The organism is Streptomyces sp. NTD107, assembly GCF_059510435.1.
Genome location: NZ_JCAJZV010000001.1, coordinates 43,719 through 64,041, shown reverse-complemented (window position 1 = coordinate 64,041; position 20,323 = coordinate 43,719). Strand labels below are relative to the sequence as shown.

21 protein-coding genes and 1 pseudogene are annotated in these 20,323 nt (G+C 73.6%); 10 read left to right on the top strand and 12 right to left on the bottom strand.

From position 1 onward, the window contains the following. The first annotated feature begins 25 nt into the window (after positions 1-25). Together yczE and AC5WRL_RS00300 are read left to right on the top strand one after the other, a co-directional pair. A complete protein-coding gene (gene yczE, locus AC5WRL_RS00305; protein ID WP_496086153.1) occupies positions 26-727 on the top strand; it encodes a membrane protein YczE in 702 nt (233 codons plus the stop codon). Positions 728-895: 168 nt separating this feature from the next. Continuing rightward, complete coding sequence (locus tag AC5WRL_RS00300) at positions 896-1,270, top strand: RNA polymerase-binding protein RbpA (RefSeq protein WP_026047558.1); 375 nt, start codon at positions 896-898, stop codon at positions 1,268-1,270. Positions 1,271-1,372: 102 nt separating this feature from the next. On the opposite strand, the gene fxsA is transcribed toward AC5WRL_RS00300, so the two are convergent. The 5 genes from fxsA to AC5WRL_RS00275 form a co-directional block, all read right to left on the bottom strand. After that, entirely contained in the window at positions 1,373-1,969 is a 597-nt protein-coding gene (fxsA, locus tag AC5WRL_RS00295) for an FxsA family membrane protein (protein WP_496086152.1), read from the bottom strand. Beyond that, on the bottom strand, positions 1,966-2,727 hold the full coding sequence (locus tag AC5WRL_RS00290; protein ID WP_496086151.1) for a polyprenol monophosphomannose synthase: 762 nt from the start codon (positions 2,725-2,727) through the stop codon (positions 1,966-1,968). Before AC5WRL_RS00290 ends, fxsA begins: the two co-directional genes overlap by 4 nt. Beyond that, the gene (lnt, locus tag AC5WRL_RS00285; protein WP_496086150.1) at positions 2,724-4,496 is read right to left on the bottom strand and encodes an apolipoprotein N-acyltransferase; all 1,773 of its coding nucleotides are present in this window, start codon (positions 4,494-4,496) and stop codon (positions 2,724-2,726) included. Before lnt ends, AC5WRL_RS00290 begins: the two co-directional genes overlap by 4 nt. Before the next feature lie 586 nt (positions 4,497-5,082). Then, entirely contained in the window at positions 5,083-6,747 is a 1,665-nt protein-coding gene (locus AC5WRL_RS00280) for an amidohydrolase (protein WP_496086149.1), read from the bottom strand. 31 nt (positions 6,748-6,778) lie between these two features. Continuing rightward, on the bottom strand, positions 6,779-7,219 hold the full coding sequence (locus tag AC5WRL_RS00275; RefSeq protein WP_385602355.1) for an Lrp/AsnC family transcriptional regulator: 441 nt from the start codon (positions 7,217-7,219) through the stop codon (positions 6,779-6,781). A 67-nt stretch (positions 7,220-7,286) separates the two neighbouring features. On the opposite strand from AC5WRL_RS00275, the gene AC5WRL_RS00270 reads away from it, so the two are divergent. The 7 genes and pseudogenes from AC5WRL_RS00270 (at position 7,287) to AC5WRL_RS00240 (ending at position 13,052) form a co-directional block, all read left to right on the top strand. Next, on the top strand, positions 7,287-7,940 hold the full coding sequence (locus AC5WRL_RS00270) for an HAD family hydrolase (RefSeq protein WP_496086148.1): 654 nt from the start codon (positions 7,287-7,289) through the stop codon (positions 7,938-7,940). Positions 7,941-8,041: 101 nt separating this feature from the next. Further along, complete coding sequence (locus AC5WRL_RS00265; RefSeq protein WP_496086147.1) at positions 8,042-8,950, top strand: ABC transporter ATP-binding protein; 909 nt, start codon at positions 8,042-8,044, stop codon at positions 8,948-8,950. A 1-nt stretch (position 8,951) separates the two neighbouring features. Then, complete coding sequence (locus AC5WRL_RS00260; RefSeq protein WP_496086146.1) at positions 8,952-9,704, top strand: ABC transporter permease; 753 nt, start codon at positions 8,952-8,954, stop codon at positions 9,702-9,704. Between the two features lie 45 nt (positions 9,705-9,749). Further along, positions 9,750-11,003 carry a sensor histidine kinase gene (locus tag AC5WRL_RS00255; protein WP_496086145.1) on the top strand — a complete coding sequence of 418 codons (1,254 nt, stop codon included), beginning with the start codon at positions 9,750-9,752 and terminating at the stop codon, positions 11,001-11,003. Further along, positions 10,996-11,631: a response regulator gene (locus tag AC5WRL_RS00250; protein ID WP_496086144.1), complete on the top strand. Its 636-nt coding sequence runs from the start codon at positions 10,996-10,998 to the stop codon at positions 11,629-11,631. The genes AC5WRL_RS00255 and AC5WRL_RS00250 overlap by 8 nt, the downstream gene beginning before the upstream one ends. A gap of 358 nt (positions 11,632-11,989) precedes the next feature. Continuing rightward, positions 11,990-12,187 (top strand): annotated as a pseudogene (locus tag AC5WRL_RS00245) (class I SAM-dependent methyltransferase); the annotation flags it as partial. Positions 12,188-12,308: 121 nt separating this feature from the next. Then, positions 12,309-13,052: a class I SAM-dependent methyltransferase gene (locus AC5WRL_RS00240; RefSeq protein ID WP_496086143.1), complete on the top strand. Its 744-nt coding sequence runs from the start codon at positions 12,309-12,311 to the stop codon at positions 13,050-13,052. 119 nt (positions 13,053-13,171) lie between these two features. Here AC5WRL_RS00240 and AC5WRL_RS00235 read toward each other — a convergent pair whose 3' ends face one another. Genes AC5WRL_RS00235 through AC5WRL_RS00210 form a run of 6 tightly spaced genes read right to left on the bottom strand, consistent with a single transcriptional unit; the run spans position 13,172 to position 17,668 of the window. After that, a complete protein-coding gene (locus AC5WRL_RS00235; RefSeq protein ID WP_496086142.1) occupies positions 13,172-13,930 on the bottom strand; it encodes an urease accessory protein UreD in 759 nt (252 codons plus the stop codon). Then, positions 13,927-14,622, bottom strand: a complete 696-nt coding sequence (ureG, locus tag AC5WRL_RS00230; protein ID WP_496086141.1) for an urease accessory protein UreG — start codon at positions 14,620-14,622, stop codon at positions 13,927-13,929. The genes AC5WRL_RS00235 and ureG overlap by 4 nt, the downstream gene beginning before the upstream one ends. Before the next feature lie 15 nt (positions 14,623-14,637). Beyond that, positions 14,638-15,315: an urease accessory protein UreF gene (locus AC5WRL_RS00225; protein ID WP_496086140.1), complete on the bottom strand. Its 678-nt coding sequence runs from the start codon at positions 15,313-15,315 to the stop codon at positions 14,638-14,640. Further along, positions 15,315-17,036 carry an urease subunit alpha gene (locus AC5WRL_RS00220; protein WP_496086139.1) on the bottom strand — a complete coding sequence of 574 codons (1,722 nt, stop codon included), beginning with the start codon at positions 17,034-17,036 and terminating at the stop codon, positions 15,315-15,317. Before AC5WRL_RS00220 ends, AC5WRL_RS00225 begins: the two co-directional genes overlap by 1 nt. Continuing rightward, positions 17,029-17,340 (bottom strand): urease subunit beta, encoded by a 312-nt coding sequence (locus AC5WRL_RS00215; RefSeq protein WP_496086138.1) that lies wholly within the window; start codon positions 17,338-17,340, stop codon positions 17,029-17,031. The genes AC5WRL_RS00220 and AC5WRL_RS00215 overlap by 8 nt, the downstream gene beginning before the upstream one ends. A gap of 25 nt (positions 17,341-17,365) precedes the next feature. Continuing rightward, positions 17,366-17,668, bottom strand: a complete 303-nt coding sequence (locus AC5WRL_RS00210) for an urease subunit gamma (RefSeq protein ID WP_496086137.1) — start codon at positions 17,666-17,668, stop codon at positions 17,366-17,368. A 220-nt stretch (positions 17,669-17,888) separates the two neighbouring features. On the opposite strand from AC5WRL_RS00210, the gene AC5WRL_RS00205 reads away from it, so the two are divergent. Next, the gene (locus AC5WRL_RS00205; protein WP_496086136.1) at positions 17,889-18,917 is read left to right on the top strand and encodes an aspartate-semialdehyde dehydrogenase; all 1,029 of its coding nucleotides are present in this window, start codon (positions 17,889-17,891) and stop codon (positions 18,915-18,917) included. Positions 18,918-19,047: 130 nt separating this feature from the next. Here the strand turns inward: AC5WRL_RS00205 and AC5WRL_RS00200 are convergent, their stop codons facing one another. Beyond that, the gene (locus tag AC5WRL_RS00200; protein WP_496086135.1) at positions 19,048-20,244 is read right to left on the bottom strand and encodes a DUF5685 family protein; all 1,197 of its coding nucleotides are present in this window, start codon (positions 20,242-20,244) and stop codon (positions 19,048-19,050) included. Positions 20,245-20,323: the final 79 nt, after the last annotated feature.

Sequence of the window (20,323 nt, the reverse complement as noted above, 5' to 3'; positions counted from 1 at the left end):
TCCCGCACCCACCCCAGGAGTCCAGATGCACCGGGCCCGCCGCCTCCTCCAACTACTGGTGGGACTCGTGCTGTACGGCACGGCGTGCGCCCTGCTGGTCCGCTCCGAGCTGGGCACCAGCCCCTGGGACGTACTCCATCAGGGCATTTCCCGGCAGACCGGGGCGACCATGGGAACGGTGTCGATCACCGTGGGCGCGGCGGTGCTGCTGCTGTGGATTCCGCTGCGGGAGCGGCCCGGGGTGGGCACGGTGGCCAATGTGGTGCTGGTCGGGCTGTCCCTGGACGCCGCGCTGGCGGTCATCCCGGAGGTGGCCGGGTGGCCGGCCCGGGTGGGGCTGCTGGCCGGCGGGATCGTCGCGCTGGGGGCGGCGACCGGCCTGTACATCACCGCGCGGCTCGGCCCCGGGCCCCGGGACGGCCTGATGACGGGGCTGCACCGGCGTACCGGCCGCTCGGTGCGGCTGGTGCGGACCTGCATCGAGCTGGCGGTGCTGGCGGCCGGCTTCGTACTGGGCGGCACGGTCGGGGTCGGCACGGCGGTTTTCGCGCTGACCATCGGCCCGGTGGCACAGTATTTCCTGCGGCTTTTCGGCAGAATGTTCCCGTCGCCATCCGAGCGGATGTCCGACCGGATTTCGACGCAGGGGCGGCGGGCGGGTATTCTACGCGTTCGATCCCATCGGGCGGACCGTAACCGCGAGCCATCCCGTGCGGACGCCGGGTGACATCTCAGCCCTGATGTGACAAACCGGACGTCGGTGGGTACAAGAAGAGGCGGCACGACGGGCGACGCATGACCCACACGGGAATCTTTACCGCCGACCGGACGTTGACCTGACCGATGACGACAGCGACACCTGTCCTGTGGGCGATGAGCCCGGGAGGCACGATTCATGAGTGAGCGAGCTCTTCGCGGCACGCGGCTCGTGGTGACCAGCTACGAGACCGACCGCGGCATCGACCTGGCACCTCGCCAGGCCGTGGAGTACGCATGCCAGAACGGACATCAATTCGAGATGCCGTTCTCGGTCGAGGCAGAGATCCCGCCGGAGTGGGAGTGCAAGGTCTGTGGCGCGCAGGCCCTGCTCGTGGACGGCGAAAGCCCCGAGGAGAAGAAGGGCAAGCCCGCGCGTACGCACTGGGACATGCTGATGGAACGGCGCACGCGTGAGGAGTTGGAGGAGGTGCTGGCCGAACGGCTGGCGGTCCTGCGCTCCGGCGCCATGAACATCGCCGTGCATCCGCGCGACAGCCGCAAGTCCGCCTGACGGACCGACGCACAGATCGCGGAAGGGCCCGGGTCACCTGATCGGTGACCCGGGCCCTCGCGCTGGGTACGGCGCCGGCGGGCCGCCGGCGGGCCGAGCCGGCTACGGGCGACGCCCGTCGTCATCGTCGTCGTCGATGACCTCGCCCTGGACCACCTTGCCGTCCGGGCGCCGCATCCGCATCTGCTGGTTCGCGGCCTGGAAGTCCTGGAACACCGAGCCCACCGGCCCCGTGCTGCGCCGCAGCCAGCGCCCGCCGAGCCGGGTGAGCAGCGCGGCCGTCGGCGGAAAGACCAGCAGCAGCCCCAGGACGTCCGAGAGCAACCCCGGCACCATGATCATCAGACCGCCGAGCATGGTCAGCGCGTTGCTGCGCCGCCGGCCCGGCCCGGACTCCGGCCGCTGCTCCGCCCCGGGCTGCTGCGCGGCCCGCACGCTCGCCGTCAGCTGCTGCCAGGCCCGCCGGCCGGCCCCCTTGATCATCAGGGCGCCCACCAGCAGCCCGCCGGCCAGCAGCAGAAAGACGGTGAGCCCGCCCCACGCCTGCCCGACCAGCGTCAGCAGCCAGATCTCCAGCACCGCCCAGACCGCCACCCCCAAGGGCAGCAGAGGCCGGGACCGGCGCCGGGTGGCCACCGAGTGCGCGCCTGCGGGACGCCCACGGGCGCCTTCGTACGGGTTCGGGATACCGCTCGTCATGCTTCCAGTGTGCCGGTCCCGGTCAGTTTCCTGAACCTGGACGCCACCCCCCACGCCGTCACCCGCCACAGCGCCTCCACCACGATGTCCCGGCTCATCTTGCTGTCACCGTGCGACCGCTCCACGAAGGTGATGGGCACCTCGGCCACCCGGTGCCCGGCCCGCACCGCCCGATGGGCGAGGTCCACCTGGAAGCAGTACCCCTGCGAGGCCACGTCCGCCAGCAGCCCGGCATCCAGCACATGGGCACGGAACGCCCGGAAACCCCCGGTGACATCCCGGATCGGCAGCCCCAGCAGCAGCCGCGAGTACGTACTGCCGCCCCGGGACAGCAGCTCCCGGTACTTGGGCCAGTGCACGATCCGGCCGCCCGGCACCCACCGCGAGCCGATCACCACATCCGCGCCGGCCCGTACCGCCCGCAGCAGCCGGGGCAGCTCCTCCGGCTGGTGCGAGCCGTCCCCGTCCATCTCCACCAGCACGCCGTAGCCGCGCGCCAGGCCCCACTGGAAGCCCGCCAGATAGGCGGCGCCCAGGCCCTCCTTGCCGGCCCGGTGCAGCACCCGGATCCGCTCGTCCCGGGCGGCGGCGGCGTCGGCGATCCTGCCGGTGCCGTCCGGGCTGTTGTCATCGGCGACCAGGATGTCGCAGTCCGGGACGGCGGCCCGCAGCCGCTCCAGCAGCGGCGGGAGACTGTCCGCCTCGTTGTACGTCGGGATGATCACCAGCACCCGGCCGTCCGCCGGGCCCCCGGTCACGGGGTCGCCCCGGCTGCCGCCGCTCCGTCCCCCCGGTCACGCTCCACCACGGCACCGGCCGCGCCCTCCCGGCGGCGCCACCTGGCCCGTACCGGGACCGCCAGCCACGCCAGCGCCCCCAGCCCGGCCAGCGCCCACTCGGGGGCCGCGCCGACCCGGTCCGCGACCGTACGGGCGTCCCGCAGCGGCAGCTCGCCGACCAGCACATCCTGGGTGAACTCCTTGGTCACCTGCTCCACCGTCCCGTCCGGGGCCACGATCGCGCTCAGCCCGCTCGGCGCGGCGGTGACGATCGCCCGGCCGTGCTCGACCGCGCGCAGCGAGGACATCGCCAGCTGCTGCTCGGGCTGCCCGGTGTTGCCATAGGTGGCGTTGTTGGTCTGGATGACCAGCGCCCGGGCGCCCGCGTTGACCGTGTCCCGGACGATCCCGTCGTAGGCGACCTCGAAGCAGATCACATCGCCGAGCCGGGCCGGGCCGACCTCAAGCACCCCGGTGTGGTCGCCGGGGTAGAAGTCCCGGGGCACCCGCTCCAGCCGGGAGATGAAGGTGCTCAGCTGGTCCCGGAAGGGCACGTACTCGCCGAACGGCACCGGGTGCTGCTTGGTGTACGAGGCACCGGGGCCGGTGACCGGGTCCCACACGATGCCCTGGTTCTCGACGTACCCCTCCTTGGTGGGGTGGTCGACCAGCGCGCCCACCAGGACCGGCACCCCGACCGCCGCCACCGCGCGCTCGATGGCCTGCCGCGCCTCGGGGTACTTGTACGGGTCGAGGTCGGAGGCGTTCTCCGGCCAGATCACCAGGTCGGGCTGCTCGACCCGGCCGGCCGCGACATCGGCCGCGAGCTGCTCGGTGGCCTCGACATGGTTGTTGAGGATCAGCATCGGGCGGCCCAGGAAGTCCATGCCGGGCTGCTGCACATTGCCCTGCACCACGGCGATCCTGACGGTGTCGGCGGCGTCGGTGCCCACCGGCACGGCGTAGCCGGACAGACCCACGGCGGCGGCCAGGGCGGCGGCCCCGGCGGCCGGCAGCGCGCGCCGGGCGAGCGGGGCGGCGGCCTGCTCCGTACCGGCCCGCCGCGCGCGGTGCTCGGCGACCAGCCGCCGGCCCGTCCACGCGGCCCAGGCCAGCAGCGCGCCGCTGAGCGCCACCGCGAACGTCACCAGCGGCGCCCCACCGAGCGCCGCCAGCGGGGTGTACGGGGTCTGGGTGTTGGCGAACGCGAGCCGCCCCCACGGGAAGCCGCCCAGCGGCAGCCGGTCCCGGACCAGTTCCTGGGCCACCCACAGGCAGGCGGCCCACAGCGGCCACAGCCGCAGCCGGGAGGTGACGGCGAGACCGGCGCCCATCAGCGTCACGTACAGCGCCTGGAACAGGGACAGGCCGACGACCACGTCCCAGCCGATGGTGTTGAGCCACTTCAGCAGCACCAGGAAGAACGGGAAGCCGAACGCGAACCCCAGCCACCCGCCCTGCCGGCCGGTGCGCCCCCGGGTGAGCAGCGACAGCGTGGCGACCGCCAGGACCGACAGCGGCCACAGGTCGTACGGCGGGAAGGCCAGCGCGAGCGCCACCCCGGCGATCGCCGCGGCCAGCGAGGCCGGCCACAGCGCGCGCCCGGCCGCGGCCAGTCTGCGCAGCCTCCCCGGGCGCCGGGCGGGCACCCCGGGGCGCGGGGTGAGGTCTTCGCCGTCCTGGGCGCGCCCACTGCCCGAGGGCCGGGGAACAGTCACGGCGGCGGTGGTCTCAGGGCCCGATGGCACAGTCGTGGCCTTCCTGGAATCGAGCGGTACTGAGGTGACGGTACCTCGAATACCCCGCCCGACAGGGTGCCGAGTGCCTGTCCGATGGATAGCGCCCGTTGGGCCCGGGGCCTGTGGTGCGGTACATCGCACGGCGGACGCCGCTGCTTCGACGGCACCCCCGGCGGACCTCATCACGCTGCGGGATCGGGGCCCGGGTGCCCTTCGGGCCGACCTGGGACCCGCTGGCTGCGGGTCGACCGAGAGCCGTTGTCTACTGAGCATCCGGGCCCCACCCGGGTCGCACCAGCCGGCCGGACGAACCATCCGCCCCCGTGCCGCGGGCGCTGGACCTGGCTCCCAGTGACGGGGCACCGGTTCAGCGGCGCCCCACCCTCTGGCCCAGCAGCGTTCGACGACTGCGCGGAAAGAGCGTCGGCCGGACGTCCTGTGGTGGACCCGGCCGAACCTACCGCCCGCCGCCCGCCGCCTGTCAACACTCTTCTGACCTGGGCTTTCTGATCAAAACTCCAGGTCAGTGCCAACCCGGCAGGCTGACCCGACAGACCCAGCACACATCGTTCGGCGGTATGCCCGGGGCCCGGTATCACTCGTTCAGCCGGTCATACACCGTCCGTCCGGCCACCACCGTGCGCAGACATTCGGGTACCGGGCCGCCCGGGGTCAGATCCGGCAGCCCCGGCGTGGCGGCCCGCGGATCGGTGGACCAGCGCGCGATGCGGTCGTCCGGCGTCTGCACGATCAGCTCCCCGGTGCGCCACAGCGCGTAGTCGGCGGGCGCGCCGGGCACCAGGGCGCCCGCGTCGTCCCGGCCGATCGCCCGCCAGCCGCCCCGGGTGTGCGCGGCGAAGGCGGCCCGCACCGAGATCCGGTGCTCGGGGGTGCGGTGGAAGGCGGCGGCGCGCAGCGTGCCCCACGGGTCGAGCGGGGTGACCGGGGCGTCGGACCCGAGTGCCAGCGGCACCCCGGCGCGCAGCAGGGCGGCGTAGGGGTTGAGGGTGCGGGCCCGGGCGGCGCCCAGCCGCTGCGCGTACATGCCCTCTTCGCCGCCCCACGCGGCGTCGAAGGCGGGCTGTACGGAGGCGGTCAGCGCGAACTCCGCGAAGGCCGCGATGTGCTCGTCCGTCAGCACCATGGCGTGTTCGACGCGGTGCCGCATGGCCCGTACCCGCGTGCGGCCGACCTGCTCGGCGGCGGCGCGCATCCCCCGCGTCACCGAGCCGATCGCGGCGTCACCGATGGCGTGGAAGCCCGCCTGGAGGCCGGCCTCGGTGCAGGCGGCCACATGGGTGGCGATGGTGTGCGCGTCGAGGTGGGCGGTGCCGGTGTGCTCCGCGTCGTGGTAAGGGGCGTGCAGGTGGGCGGTGTGGGAGCCGAGCGAGCCGTCGGCGAAGAGATCGCCGCCGGCGCCGATCGCGCCGAGTTCGCGCACCCGGGCGGCGTCCTTGGCGCCGGTGACCAGTTCGCCCCAGTAGCCGACGACGCGCGGCCCGGGCTCGGCGGCGGCGAGCGCGAGCAGCGCGGTGAGGTCGTCCTCGCTGGAGATGTCGGGGCCCGCGCACTCGTGGAGGGTGCCGATGCCGAGCGCGGCGGCGCGGGCCAGCGTGGCGCGCTGGGCGTCGGCGCGCTGCGCGGCGGTGAGGGCGTCGTCGGCGGCGTGCCGCACCGCGTGGTGGGCGTCGCCGGTGAGCGGGCCGTCCGGCCGGTAGCCGGTCAGGGCGGTGACCCCGGGCACCAGGTCGAGCAGGGCGGTGGTGGCCAGCGCCGAGTGCGCGTCGACGCGGCTGAGGTAGAGCGGGCGGTGGCCGGCGGCGGCGTCGAGTTCGGCGCGGGTGGGCGGGCGTCCGCCGGGCCAGATCGACGCGTCCCAGCCGTGGCCGAGCAGCGCCGCCCCGGCCGGGCGGCCCTCGACGTACGCGCGGATCCGGCCCAGCGCCTCGGCGGGAGTGGCGGACCCGGTGAGGTCGAGGCCGGTGAGGGTGAGCCCGGTGGCGGTGGTGTGCACATGGGCGTCGGTGAAGGCGGGGGTGACGAGGGCCCCGTCGAGGTCGATCACCTCGTCGGCGGTGGCGGCGAGCGAGTCGGCGGCACCCTCGGAGCCGACCCAGGCGATGCGGTCGCCCTCCACGGCCATCGCGGTCGCGAAGGGGTCGGCGGGGCTGTGCACCTCGCCGCGGCGCAGCAGGACGGTACGGGGCCGGCCGGGGGTGGTGCCGGTGGCGTCGGTGAAGCCGGTGGTGCTGTCGGTCATGGGCCCAGTCTCCCCGGTGCGGGGGGCCGGTTCAGATCCGGGGCGGGCGGGCCTCGTACGGGGTGGACAGTACGACGGTGGTGCGGGTGGAGACGCCGGCCAGCGAACGGACCCGGGCCAGCAGGTGCTCCAGCTCGATGGGGGTGGCCACCCGGACCTTCAGGATGTAGTTCTCGTCGCCGGCGACGCTGTGGCACGCCTCGATCTCGGGGACCTCGGCGAGCCGTTCGGCGATGTCGTCGGGGGCGCTGGGGTCGAACGGTTTGACGGAGATGAACGCGGTCAGCGCCAGATCGATGGCCTGCGGGTCGACGATGGCGCTGTAGCCGCGGATGACGCCGCGCTGCTCCAGGCGCCGTACCCGCTGGTGCACCGCCGAGGTGGAAAGCCCGGTGGCCTTTCCGAGGTCGGTATAGCTCATCCGCCCGTCCTTGACGAGCAACTCCACGATCCGGCGATCCAGTTCCTCCACGGTGCGTAACCTACCGGACGCGGCCGGGGCCGGGGGCCGCCGTGGTGCGCGGGGTTAGGGTGCGGGGGTGTCTTCTGATATCGAACTGGTGATTTTCGACTGCGACGGGGTGCTGGTGGACAGCGAGCCGCTGGCGCTGCGGGTGTGTGTCGCGCTCGGCGCGGAGCTGGGCTGGCCGCTGACCGAGCGGGAGATCATCGACCGGTTCCTGGGGCGTTCGGAGCGCTCGGTGTCGGCACAGGTCGCGGAGCGTCTTGGCGAGGAGGCGGCGGCGCGGTGGAACGCGCTGTACCGGTCCCGGCTGACGGAGTCGATCGACGCGGAGCTGACGGCGGTGCCGGGCGTCCGGGAGGCCCTGGACGGGATCGTCCTGCCGTCCTGCGTCGCCTCCAGCGGCTCGCACGAGAAGATGCGGCGCACGCTGGGCTGTACCGGGCTGTGGGAGCGGTTCGAGGGGCGGATCTTCAGCGCCTCCGAGGTGGCGCGGGGCAAGCCGGAGCCGGATCTGTTCCTGCACGCGGCGGCGCGGCTGGGGGTGGATCCGGCGCGCTGCGTGGTGGTGGAGGACAGCCAGTACGGGGTGCGGGCGGCGCGGTCGGCCGGGATGCGGTCCTTCGGGTACGCGGGCGGGCTGACCCCGGCAGCGTGGCTGGCGGGAGCCGGCACCGTGGTGTTCGAGGACATGCGGAAGCTGCCGGGGCTGCTGCGGGCAGCCGTGTAGCCACCGGCTGAGGATGATGGCCGCATCCACCGATCGGTGGATGCGAGGTCTGGCCCGGTGGGCGATGTGGCGGGGGTGCCGGTCGCGGAACCCTGGTGGGCATGGCAATCATCGAAGTCAGCGGGCTGCGCAAGAGTTACGGGGGCAGGCCCGTGGTCGACGGGGTGTCCTTCTCCGTCGACGAGGGGGAGATCTTCGGCATCCTCGGGCCGAACGGCGCCGGGAAGACCACGACCGTGGAATGTGTCGAGGGCCTGCGGGTGCCCGACGCGGGGCGGGTGCGGGTGGCGGGGCTCGACCCGGTCGCCGACCGCCGGGAGGTCAACGAGCTGCTGGGGGCGCAGCTCCAGCAGACCGCGCTCCAGCCCAAGCTTCTGGTGCGGGAGGCCCTGGAGCTGTACGCCTCGTTCTACCGGCGGCCGGCCGCGTGGCGGCCACTGGCCGAGCGGCTGGGGCTGACCGCCCGTCTGGAGACCCGGTTCGCGAAGCTGTCGGGGGGTCAGCAACAGCGGCTGTTCATCGCGTTGGCGCTGATCGGCAGCCCGCGGGTGGTGGTGCTGGACGAGCTGACCACGGGTCTTGATCCGCACGGCCGGCGGGAGACCTGGGAACTGATCGAGGAGGTGCGGGACTCCGGGGTCACGGTGCTGCTGGTCACCCACTTCATGGAGGAGGCACAGCGGCTGTGCGACCGGGTCGCGGTGATCGACGCGGGCCGGATCGCGGCGCTGGACTCGCCGGCCGGGCTGATCGGGCGGACGGCCGGTGCCACGGTCATCTCCTTCGTGCCGTCCCGCCCGCTGAGTGAGGACGAGCTGGCCACCCTGCCGGCGGCTCGCTGGGAGCGGCGCAAGGACGACCGGCTGGTGATCGAGGGTGACGACGGCTCGGTCAACGCCGTCATCGCACTGCTGGCCCGGCAGCGGATCACAGTCGAACAGCTGCGGGTCACCGACGCCACCCTCGACGACGCCTACCTCGGTCTGACCGCACCCACGAAGGAGAGCTGATATGTCCACCACCACCCAGGCCTCCCGAGCGGTGCTGAGAACCGAGTTCCGGCTGTTCACCCGGGAGCCCGGCGCGATCTTCTGGATCCTGGTCTTCCCCTCGGCGCTGCTGACGATCCTGGGCCTGATACCGGCCTTCCGCGAGGTGTCCGAGGAGTTGAACGGCCGCCGGGTGATCGACGTGTATGTGCCGGTCGCCATCCTGGTGTCCATGATCATGGCGGGTGTGCAGTCGATGCCGACCACGCTGTCCGGCTATCGCGAGCGCGGCATTCTGCGCCGGCTGTCGGCGACCCCGGCCCGTCCCCAGCAGTTGCTGACGGCGCAGCTGATACTGCACGGGACGGCGGTCGCCGCCGCAGTGCTGATGGCGGTGGCGGTCGGCCGGCTGGCGTTCGATGTGTCGTTGCCGGGGCACCTGCCTGGGTACGCGCTGGCGCTGGCCCTGACGGCGGCCTCCGCGCTGGCGCTGGGGGCGGCCATCGCGGCCCTGTGCCGTACCACCAAGGTCGCCCAGACGGTGGGGACCATCGTTTTCTTCCCGATGATGTTCACCGCCGGGGTGTGGGTGCCGGTGCAGACCATGCCCGACGCCCTGCGCGAGGTGGTGCAGCTGACCCCGTTCGGGGCGGCTTCGCAGGCGCTCGATCAGGCGGCGGCCGGCGGCTGGCCGCAGTGGACCCACCTGGGCGTCACCGCGCTGTGGGCGGGGCTGCTGACCGCCGCGGCCGTGCGCTGGTTCCGCTGGGGGTAGCGGGTGAGTGCGGGAGAGGGGCAGCGGGGCGGCATGCTGGAGGGCATGACGGACACCCGGGGCACGGTCGAGGAGAGCTGGGCGCGGTTCTACCGCTGGGGTCCCTACGGCACGCTGGGGCTCAGTGTGCTGCTGTCCCTCCTCACCTACGGGATCATCACCACACGCGAGGGTCTGTACGTGGGCACCGCCCTGGTGGCCGCGGCGATCGCCCTCCAGCAGTGGCGGGGCCGTGCCCTGCGACGGGGCGGCTCCCAGAGCCCGGCCGCCCGCCAGGTCTACTACTGGACCAGGACCGCGCTCGCCTTCGCCCTCAACTGGATCAATCCGTTCTTCGGCATCTACGCGGTGCTCGGTTACTTCGACACCGACCATCTGCTGCCCCGGCGGGTCCGCCGGGCCGGGCTGCTGACCACCGCGGTCATCATGGCCGGTTCCAACGTGGGCGGTTTCCCTCCGCAGGGGTCGGTCATGTGGACCGCGTTCGGGGCGCTGCTCCTGCTGCACGGCTCCCTCACCCTGGTGTTCGGCCATCTCGGCGCTCGCGAGGAGGAGCGCGCCCGGGCCAGGGCCGCCACCATCGCGGAGCTGGAGAGCACCAATGCCCGGCTCCAGCAGGCGCTGCGCGACAACGCCGCGCTCCAGAACATGCTGGTGGTCCAGGCCAGGGAGGCCGGGGTCACCCAGGAGCGGCAGCGGCTGGCCGCCGAGATCCACGACACCATCGCCCAGGGGCTCGCCGGCATCATCACCCAGCTCCAGGCCGCCACCGCCACCGCCGACGAGGCCACCTCCCGGGCCCATGTGGCCCGGGCCGCCGCGCTGGCCAGAACGAGCCTGGGCGAGGCCCGCCGCTCGGTGCAGAACCTGGGCCCCGGCGAGCTGGAGCACGACGGTCTGCCGGAGGCGCTGAAGAAGGCCGTGGCCGCCTGGACGGAAGAGTTCGGGGTCCCGGTGATGTATACGATCACCGGCACCGTCGAGCCGCTGCACGACGAGGTGGCGGCCACCTTGCTGCGCATCGCCCAGGAGGCGCTCGCCAACGCCGGGCGGCATGCCGGCGCCGGCCGGGTCGGGGTCACGCTGTCCTACATGGACGACGAGGTCACCCTCGACATCCGCGACGACGGCCGGGGCTTCGACGCCCGGGTGCCCCGCCCCCGGAACGCCCCCGGCGGCTTCGGCCTCGGCGGCATGCGGGCCCGCGCCGCCCGGCTGGCCGGCACGGTGGACGTCGAGTCCGAGCCCGGCCAGGGCACGGCGGTCTCCGCTCGCGTACCGTTGGTGCGCCATGGCTGATCCACTCCCCATCACCCTGCTGATCGTGGACGACCACCCGGTGGTCAGGGACGGTCTGCGCGGCATGTTCGCCACCGCGCCGGACTTCGAGGTACTGGGCGAGGCGGCGGACGGGCCCACCGCCGTGGAGTTGGCGGCGCGGCTGGCACCGGATGTGGTGCTGATGGATCTGCGGATGCCGGGTGGCGGCGGAGTGGCGGCGATCCGCGAGCTGACCCGCCGGAAGCTGCCCAGCAAGGTGCTGGTGCTCACCACCTACGACACCGACTCAGACACCCTGCCGGCCATCGAGGCCGGCGCCACCGGCTATCTGCTGAAGGACACGCCGCGCGAGGACCTGTTCACGGCGGTACGGTCCGCGGCGGAGGGCCGTACGGTGCTGTCCCCGGCCGTGGCCACCCGGCTGGTCTCCCGGGTCCGCGAGCCCGGCCGCGAGGCGCTGAGCGCCCGCGAACGCCAGGTCCTCCAACTGGTCGCGAAGGGCAGCTCCAACCGGGAGATCGCCGCCGAACTCTTCATCAGCGAGGCCACGGTGAAGACCCACCTCGCCCATCTCTACACCAAACTGGCCGTCAACGACCGCGCGGCGGCGGTGGCCACGGCGTACGACCGGGGCATCCTCGGCTAGGTCCTGTCTGACACATGGCGCCGGTCAGGCCCGCGTTGTCTGGTGCAGGGGGCACCTCCCGGCCATGGGGTATCCCCTGCTCGAAGAGCTTGGGGAGGGCTGGGGGCGCATCGCAAGGCGGAGGGACGGCCTCGCTGGGGCATCCCCTGCCCGAAGAGCTTGGGGAGGGGCTACCCGGACGTCTCGACAGCTCCGCTTCCCAGGTCCCCCAACAGAGCAGAGACGCAGCGAAGCGGAGTGCGGCGAGGTTCCCCCAGGCCCTTGGGGGCCTGGGAGGTGCCCCCTGTGCCAGGCGACGCGGGCCAGGCGGGAATTGTCAGACAGGACCTAGCACCGGGCTGCGACGACGACGCACACCATCGAGGACGGGGCGAACGACTACGACGGCTTCGACTCCAGCGCCGGGATGGTGGCGCCGGCCCGGCGGCGGCTGGGCCCCGACGCGGCCCTGCGCGTCGCCGACCTGCGCGACCCACTGCCTTTCCCGGACGGCGCGTTCGACGACGCTGTCGCCTCGCCGGTGCTGCACTACCCCAAGGACTGGGGCCCGACCCTTCCGCCCGCGAACTTTTCCCGGACGACTTCCTTGACCGGTACACCAAAATCGGCTTCCTGTTCTTCCTCGTCGAGGTCCCTCCACCGACGTCAACGACAGCCTCGAACGAGTAGCGTGAGGCATGGCCGTCTACGACACTCTCGGTGCGACCTACTCCCGAAGCCGCCGACCAGATCCCCGGATCGCCGCACAGATCCACGCCGCGCTCGGCGACGCGGCGCGGGTGATCAACGTGGGGGCGGGCACCGGTTCCTACGAACCACCGCACACCGTCCTGGCGGTGGAGCCCAGTCAGGTCATGGTCGCCCAACGCCCGCCCGGGTGCGCGCCGGCGGTGCGCGCGGTGGCCGAGCGGCTTCCGCTGCGCGACGACGCGGCCGACGCGGTGCTGGCGGTCCTCACGTTGCACCACTGGACCGACCCGGCCGCCGGCATCGCCCAGCTCCGCAGGGTCGCCCGGCGCCGCATCGTCATCCTGACCTGGGACCAGGAGGTGTACCGCGAGCGTTTCTGGCTGCTGCGTGACTACCTCCCGCAGGTCGCCGCGTTCGACGCCGGCCGGGCGCTGCCGCTGGACGAGCTGGCCGCGTTGCTCGGCGGAGCGCGCCAGGAGACCGTGCCCATCCCGCACGACTGCACGGACGGCTTCGGCGCGGCGTACTGGCGGCGCCCCGACGCGTACCTGGACCCCTGGGTGCGCGCCGGAATCTCCGGTCTCGCCCAGGCCGGCGAAGCGGCCCTGGCCCCCGGCCTGGCCCGCCTGGCCACCGACCTGACCACCGGCCACTGGCACCGGCGCCACGCGGACCTCCTGACCCGCTCCACCATCGACGTCGGATACCGCCTGCTGGTGACCGACCTCTGACCACCGGTCGATGCCCCGGTCGGCCGGGCACCCCCGTCCACCGGGAGGCGGGACAGGGCACTCGCTCCCGTTCCGGCCGGGCCCGCTCTCCTCGCCCTGGTGGCCGGTCGTGGTGGCGATCAGTCCGGGCGGGTGGTGGCGGTGAGCCGGGTCGTGGCCTGCGCGAGCAGCCGGGACAGGGCCAGGCCGTCCGGGGCCAGGGCGGTGACCAGGGCGGCGGGGCCGGCCAGCGGGGTCATGGTGGCCGTGTCCCCCAGCAGGGCCGGCTCGATCGGGGACTTCTCGTAGTAGGGGTTCACCACCAGCAGTTGGCCCACCGCCCGGTGCGGTCCCAGGACCGCGCCCCCGCACCATCCGGGCGCCCCGGGGCCGAAGCTCAGCTCCTGGTCGAGCAGGGGCCGGCCGGCCCGCCGCACGATCAGGCGGGTGGTGAGCCGGCCGGACGGCTCGTCCGCGCGCCCCAGGATCTGCTGTTCGCGCAGCCACAGCCGGGCGCCGGCCGCCAGCTCCACCCGGGTGGTCATCCGCAGCACGCTGCCCGCCGCACAGATGAGTGGCTCCGGCAGCCAGCGCAGCACGCCGCCCTCCCCCACCGTCATCTCCATGTCGTAGCGGGCCTCTTCGCCGTCCCGGCCCGGGCCCGGCAGGGCCACCATCGCCGCCGCCGAGGTCACCCGCAGGGCCGCGCCCGGCCGCACCGTCACGGTCATGCGCAGCCGGTCGCCGCCCAGCGGCCCGCTCATCCCGCCGACGGAGGTGACCTGCGCCCAGTCGCCCTCGGCGCGGGTACGCCGTACCGCAAGCGGCCCCTCGCCGGCCAGCACCGGCAACCGCCCGCCCGGCGCCGCGGTGATCCTCGCCCGCGCACCGACGCTCATACGGCGGCCGGCTGGGCCCACGCGGTCAGCCGCTCCCGTACCCACTCCCGTACCGGCGCCACCCCGTCCGCGTCCCGCAGCGAGGTGAAGGCGACCGGCAGTTCGCCGCGCTGCGCCTTCGCGTCGCGCGCCATCGCCGCCAGGTCGGAACCGACGTACGGGGCCAGGTCGGTCTTGTTGATCACCAGCAGGTCGGCGCTGGTGACCCCCGGGCCGCCCTTGCGCGGGATGTCGTCACCCCCTGCCACGTCGATGACGAAGATCTGTGCGTCCACCAGGCCCCGGGAGAAGGTGGCGGTGAGGTTGTCGCCGCCCGATTCCACCAGGATCAGGTCCAGCGGCCCGGTGGCGTCCTCCAGTTCCTCCACTGCCTCCAGGTTCGCGGAGATGTCGTCGCGGATCGCGGTGTGCGGGCAGGCGCCGGTCTCCACCGCCGTGATCCGCTCCGGTGGCAGGACGGCCTCGCGCAGCAGGTGGTCGGCGTCCTCGCGGGTGTAGATGTCGTTGGTGACCACGGCGATGGACAGCTCCGCGCGCAGCGCCCGGCACAGCGCGGCGACGGTGGCGGTCTTGCCGGAGCCGACCGGCCCGCCCAGGCCGATGCGCAGGGCGCGCCGGCGCCCGTCGGGGCGCAGGGGCTCCGCGCCGTAGGTGTGGCGGGGCGGGAAGGTCTCGGGGTGGTTCAGGTGCATGGCGGGGCTCCTCATTCAGGAGGCGAACAGTCGGCCGGTCCGGGTGGCGTGGGCTTCGGCGGCGATGTCGAGCAGCGGCGCGGAGGCGGCGGGCAGGGCGTCGGTGCCGTGCGTCCGTACCGCTTCGGCCGCCTCGACGGCGCGCGCGGTCACGGCGTCGAGGTCGGGGGCGAGGCGGGCCAGCAGTGCGGTGGCGTCGAACGGGTCCAGACTCAGCAGCCGGACGACCGCCGTGGCGGGTCCGCTGACGGATTCGTACGCGGCGGCCTGCGCGGCGTCGTGCGGGGTGAGCCCGGCCGCCCGCGCGGCCAGGCCCAGCACGATGGGCTGGTGGAGGCCGCCGGGGTGCCGGGCGGCGATCGCGTCCAGTTCGGGGTCGGGCCAGGTGGCGCGGGCGGCGCGCAGCAGTTGCCGGCCGAGCCGGCGGGCGGTGGCGCGCAGTGCGGGCGCGGGGGTACGGGCGTCGGCGGCCTCGTCGAGTTCGCCCGGGTCGTGCCCGGCGCGGGCGGTGGCGGCGAGGGCGGCGGCGACCAGTCCGGTGGTGTGCAGTCGGCCGAGGCAGAAGTCGGCGAGGTCGGCGGGCCCGGTGAGCTGCCCGGCGCGTACCGCGGCCTCCGCCCCGCCGGAGTGGGCGTGTGCTCCGGCGGGGAAGCGGCCGTCGGCGAGCAGCAGCAGGGCGGACGCGGCCGGCATCAGAAGAGGAAGTAGCGCTGGGCGAGGGGCAGTTCCGTGGCGGGTTCGGGGACCACGGGGTCGCCGTCGATGGTGACGGTGAAGGTGTCGGGGTCGACGGTGACGCGCGGGCGGGCGTCGTTGTTGAGCATGTCGGCCTTTCCGGTGCGCCGGGTGTCGCGGATGGCGGTGAAGCGTTTGCCCACCCCCAGGCGTTCGGGCAGCCCGTCGTGCACGGCGGCTTCGGTGACGAAGTTGACCGAGTTGGCGGCCGGTGCCCGGCCGATGCCGCCGAACATGGGGCGGGGCAGCACCGGCTGCGGGGTGGGGATGGAGGCGTTGGCGTCGCCCATCTGGGCGTACGCGATCTGGCCGCCCTTGATCACCAGGTCGGGTTTGACGCCGAAGAAGGCGGGCTGCCACAGCACCAGATCGGCGAGCTTGCCGGGGGTGACCGAGCCGATCTCGTGGTCGAGTCCCTGGGCGATGGCCGGGTTGATCGTGTACTTGGCGACATAGCGGCGGGCCCGGTGGTTGTCGGCGCGGCCGTCGCCGGGCAGCGCGCCGCGCCGCCGCTTCATCACGTGCGCGGTCTGCCAGGTGCGCATGATGACCTCGCCGGCCCGGCCCATGGCCTGGGCGTCGGAGGACAGGATGGAGATGGCGCCGAGGTCGTGCAGGATGTCCTCGGCGGCGATGGTGGTGGGCCGGATGCGGGATTCGGCGAAGGCGAGGTCCTCGGGGACGGCCGGGTTGAGGTGGTGGCAGACCATCAGCATGTCGAGGTGTTCCTCGACGGTGTTGACGGTGTGCGGGCGGGTGGGGTTGGTGGAGGAGGGCAGGATGTGCGGCTCGGAGACCACGGTGATGATGTCGGGCGCGTGCCCGCCCCCGGCGCCTTCGGTGTGGTACGCGTGGATGGAGCGGCCGGCGATCGCGGCGAGGGTGTCGGCGACGAAGCCTGCCTCGTTGAGGGTGTCGGTGTGGATGGCGAGCTGGGCGCCCGACTCGTCGCACACCCGCAGGCAGGCATCGATGACGGCCGGGGTGGCGCCCCAGTCCTCGTGGATCTTGAAGCCCACGGCTCCCGCCCGCAGCTGGGCGCGCATGGCGTCCTGAGCGGTGGTGTTGCCCTTGCCCAGCAGTCCGAGGTTGACGGGGTAGCCGTCCATGGCCTCGAAGATCCGGGCCAGGTGCCAGGCGCCGGGGGTGACGGTGGTGGCTTTGGATCCCTCGGCCGGTCCGGTGCCGCCGCCGACGATGGTGGTGATGCCGGAGGCGAGGGACTCCTGCGCGGTCTGCGGGCAGATGAGATGGACATGGGCGTCGACGCCGCCGGCGGTGAGGATCTTGCCGTTGCCGGCGATGATCTCCGTCTCCGGGCCGATGATCAGCTCGGGATGTACCCCGTCCATGGTGTCGGGGTTGCCGGCCTTGCCGAGCGCGGTGATCCGGCCGTCCCTGATGCCCACATCGGCCTTGCCGACCCGGTCGTGGTCCAGGACGATCACGCCGGTGATCACGGTGTCGGGGGCGCCTTCCGCGCGGCTGACCCGGGACTGCCCCATCGACTCGCGGATGACCTTGCCGCCGCCGAAGACGGCTTCCTCACCGGCCCGCCCGGGGCCGCCGGACAGGTCCTCCTCGATCTCGATGAACAGCTCGGTGTCGGCCAGCCGCACCCGGTCCCCGGTGGTGGGGCCGAAGAGGTCGGCGTACGCGGGCCTGCTCAGCTCAGCCATCGAGTGTGCCTTTCGTCTCGCCGCGCAGCCCCGGGACGATCCGGCGGCCGGCGATCGGCACCAGCTCGACCTCGACCGGGATGCCGGGCTCGAAGCGGACGGCGGTGCCGGCCGCGATGCCGAGCCGTTTGCCGTGCGCGGCGGCCCGGTCGAAGTCCAGGCCCGGGTTGGCCTCGGCGAAGTGGTAGTGCGAGCCGACCTGTACGGGCCGGTCGGCGGTGTTGCGTACGGTCAGCCGGGTCACCGGGGCACCCTCGTTCAGCGGGACGGGGGTGTCGGCGTACCGGATCTCGCCTGGGATCACAGGGGGCGCTCCCGCCGGTCGGGGGTCAGATGATGGGCTCATGGACGGTGACGAGCTTGGTGCCGTCGGGGAAGGTGGCCTCGACCTGGACGTCGTGGATCATCTCGGGCACGCCCTCCATCACCTCGGCGCGGGTGAGGACCTCGCGCCCGGAGGCCATCAGTTCGGCGACGGAACGGCCGTCGCGGGCGCCTTCCAGGAGGTGCGAGGTGATCAGGGCGATGGCCTCGGGGTGGTTGAGCCGCAGTCCCCTGGCCCGCCGCCGCGCGGCCACATCGGCGGCCACGTGGATGAGCAGCCGCTCCTGTTCGTGCGGGGTCAGTCGCATCCGTTCCACCTCACGTCGTGACCGCGCGAAACGCGCCGGGCACCGGGAGGCTAGTTCGGCCGCGTTTCATGGGCGTTACTTCCATACAGAAGTATCTTCACGAGCACCCTGACCGAGCGTGACCGACATCAAAGAATTCGCTGTACTCGGGCACCACAAGGCAGGGTAGAAGCCACAGCGCACGGGACGTGAGCTGGACGTTATGGACGCAAGGAGCCTCATGAAGATCGGGATCGTCGGAGCCACCGGCCAGGTCGGCGGTGTGATGCGCGGAATTCTGGCCGAACGGAAGTTCCCGGTCGACCAGCTGCGGCTGTTCGCGTCCGCCCGTTCGGCAGGCCGTACGTTGCCGTGGCAGGACGGCGAGGTCACCGTCGAGGACGCCGCCACCGCCGACTACTCCGGCCTGGACATCGTCCTGTTCTCGGCCGGCAAGACCACCTCCAAGGCGCTGGCCGAGAAGGTCGCCGCCGCCGGCGCCGTGGTGATCGACAACTCCTCCGGCTGGCGGATGGATCCCGACGTCCCGCTGGTGGTCTCCGAGGTCAACCCGCACGCCATCGCCGACCGCCCCAAGGGCATCATCGCGAACCCCAACTGCACCACCATGGCCGCGATGCCGGTGCTGCGCCCGCTGCACGCCGCCGCCGGGCTCACCTCCCTGGTGGTCGCCACCTACCAGGCCGTCTCCGGCAGCGGCCTGGCCGGGGTCGCCGAGCTGGACGAGCAGGCGCGCGCCGCGATCGCCCAGGACGCCACCCAGCTGACCTTCGACGGCACCGCGGTGGACTTCCCGGCCCCGCGCAACTACGTACGGCCCATCGCCTTCAATGTGCTGCCGCTGGCCGGCGCCATCGTGGACGACGGCCTGGACGAGACCGACGAGGAGCAGAAGCTCCGCAACGAGAGCCGCAAGATCCTGGAGATCCCGGGTCTCAAGGTGTCCGGCACCTGCGTCCGGGTGCCGGTCTTCTCCGGCCACTCGCTCCAGATCAACGCCCGCTTCGACCAGCCGCTGAGCCCGGCCCGGGCCCGTGAGCTGCTGGCGGACGCGGAGGGCGTGATCCTCTCGGACGTCCCCACCCCCCAGCAGGCGGCCGGCCGCGACGCCAGCTACGTGGGCCGGATCCGCCGCGACGAGACGGTGGACAACGGCCTGGCCCTGTTCGTCTCCAACGACAACCTCCGCAAGGGCGCCGCGCTCAACGCCGTCCAGATCGCCGAACTGGTCGCCGCCGAACGCGGCTGACCCCCGACCGCCTCCCGGGTGACGGCCCCGCCGGCCGTCCCCCGGGAAGCGGCTGCGGTGCCCCGGGGGCCGCCTCCGCGCGCCCGCCGACCGTGCCGCGCCGACGGACCCGTCCCGGCGGCGCCCGGTCTCAGCAGTCGCAGCCGCAGTTGCAGTCGCAGCCGTCGCAGCAGCCGGCGTCGTCGCCGCACGAGCAGCAGCAATCACAGCCGCTGCAACAGTCGCAGTAGTGACACCAGCCAGTGCGCTCCTTGCCGGTCCAGGGGTCGTGGTACGGGTCGCCGCAGCAGATCTGGCAGGTGCAGAACATGCCCGTCCACACCAGACAGCCGGCCGCCCAGCCGCGCCGCCGCCTGGGTTTGCCCAGCGGCAGGTCCAGCACATCCGGCAGCTCCGGGGTGAAGGGCCGGCCGGTGTCGGGCTCCCCGGCGGCGCCGGCCCCGCCGTGCCCGCACACCACCCCGCCCGGCCCCGCGAACGTACGGTCCACCGCCCGCCGCAGTTCGTGCACCAGCAGCACATGCACCAGCCGCCCGTCGCGGAACTCCGCCTCCCGCAGGGCCAGCCGCACCCCGAGCACCGCGTCGTCGCACAGCCGCCGCGCCTCCGCCCGCGTCGTTCCGGTGACCGTGAGCGGATTCCAGGCGCCGTCCGCCGCGTCCTGGGCCTGGTCCTCCACCGCGTCCAGCAGATGCGCCAGCCGCCCGAAGTACCGCCCCGCCTCCGCCAGCGCCCGCGCGTTGCCCTCCCGCCCCGCCAGCCGCGCCGTGTGCGCGAACGCGGCGGCCGTCGCCGTCTCGGTCGGTTCGGTCACCGCCAGCAGCGCGCTGCCGGGGCCGGCCGCCGCCTCCAGCTCCTGCTGCCGCCCGATGGCGTCGGTGAGCAGCGCCGCATCGAAGCCCACCGCCGCCCCGCCCCTGGCACCGGCCCGCTCCCAGCCCCGCGCCACCCGCCCGGCCGCCGCCGCCAGCGAGCGGCGCCGCAGCGCCCCGTCGCCGTCCACCGCGTGGTCCCGCAGCTTGGCCGAGGCCAGCACCAGCGACACGGCGGCGGCCAGCGCGGCGCCCTCGCCCCGGGCGACCGACGCCGTCCGCATCCCCCGCAGCGGGCACGGTCCGGCCGTACGCCGCCCGCCGCTCTCCCCCGCCGCACCGGCCTGCGCCTCGTACAGCACCGATATCAGCAGCCCGTCGTAGTTGGTCGCCAGCCGGGCCGCCTGGCCGTGGGTGGCGCGCAGCGCCAGGCACAGGCCGCACAGATGCGCCAGCCACTGCTCGCCGAGCCCGGCCGGCAGCCGGTGCCGGCAGGGCCTGATGATGCCGAACACGTCGTCACTCCCCCTGTACGCCAAAGTCGAAGCCCCCGGCCCGTTCCCGGGCCGGGGGCTTCGCAGTGTGTCACCGGGT

Bases quoted from the DNA above. Each gene is read 5' to 3' on its own strand.
- AC5WRL_RS00210 (WP_496086137.1), bottom strand. From the start codon at position 17,668: ATGCGACTGACCCCGCACGAACAGGAGCGGCTGCTCATCCACGTGGCC.
- AC5WRL_RS00225 (WP_496086140.1), bottom strand. From the start codon at position 15,315: ATGCCGGCCGCGTCCGCCCTGCTGCTGCTCGCCGACGGCCGCTTCCCC.
- AC5WRL_RS00250 (WP_496086144.1), top strand. From the start codon at position 10,996: ATGGCTGATCCACTCCCCATCACCCTGCTGATCGTGGACGACCACCCG.
- AC5WRL_RS00260 (WP_496086146.1), top strand. From the start codon at position 8,952: ATGTCCACCACCACCCAGGCCTCCCGAGCGGTGCTGAGAACCGAGTTC.
- fxsA (WP_496086152.1), bottom strand. From the start codon at position 1,969: ATGACGAGCGGTATCCCGAACCCGTACGAAGGCGCCCGTGGGCGTCCC.
- AC5WRL_RS00280 (WP_496086149.1), bottom strand. From the start codon at position 6,747: ATGACCGACAGCACCACCGGCTTCACCGACGCCACCGGCACCACCCCC.
- AC5WRL_RS00235 (WP_496086142.1), bottom strand. From the start codon at position 13,930: ATGAGCGTCGGTGCGCGGGCGAGGATCACCGCGGCGCCGGGCGGGCGG.
- AC5WRL_RS00240 (WP_496086143.1), top strand. From the start codon at position 12,309: ATGGCCGTCTACGACACTCTCGGTGCGACCTACTCCCGAAGCCGCCGA.
- AC5WRL_RS00265 (WP_496086147.1), top strand. From the start codon at position 8,042: ATGGCAATCATCGAAGTCAGCGGGCTGCGCAAGAGTTACGGGGGCAGG.
- ureG (WP_496086141.1), bottom strand. From the start codon at position 14,622: ATGCACCTGAACCACCCCGAGACCTTCCCGCCCCGCCACACCTACGGC.
- AC5WRL_RS00255 (WP_496086145.1), top strand. From the start codon at position 9,750: ATGACGGACACCCGGGGCACGGTCGAGGAGAGCTGGGCGCGGTTCTAC.
- AC5WRL_RS00205 (WP_496086136.1), top strand. From the start codon at position 17,889: ATGAAGATCGGGATCGTCGGAGCCACCGGCCAGGTCGGCGGTGTGATG.
- AC5WRL_RS00300 (WP_026047558.1), top strand. From the start codon at position 896: ATGAGTGAGCGAGCTCTTCGCGGCACGCGGCTCGTGGTGACCAGCTAC.
- AC5WRL_RS00220 (WP_496086139.1), bottom strand. From the start codon at position 17,036: ATGGCTGAGCTGAGCAGGCCCGCGTACGCCGACCTCTTCGGCCCCACC.
- yczE (WP_496086153.1), top strand. From the start codon at position 26: ATGCACCGGGCCCGCCGCCTCCTCCAACTACTGGTGGGACTCGTGCTG.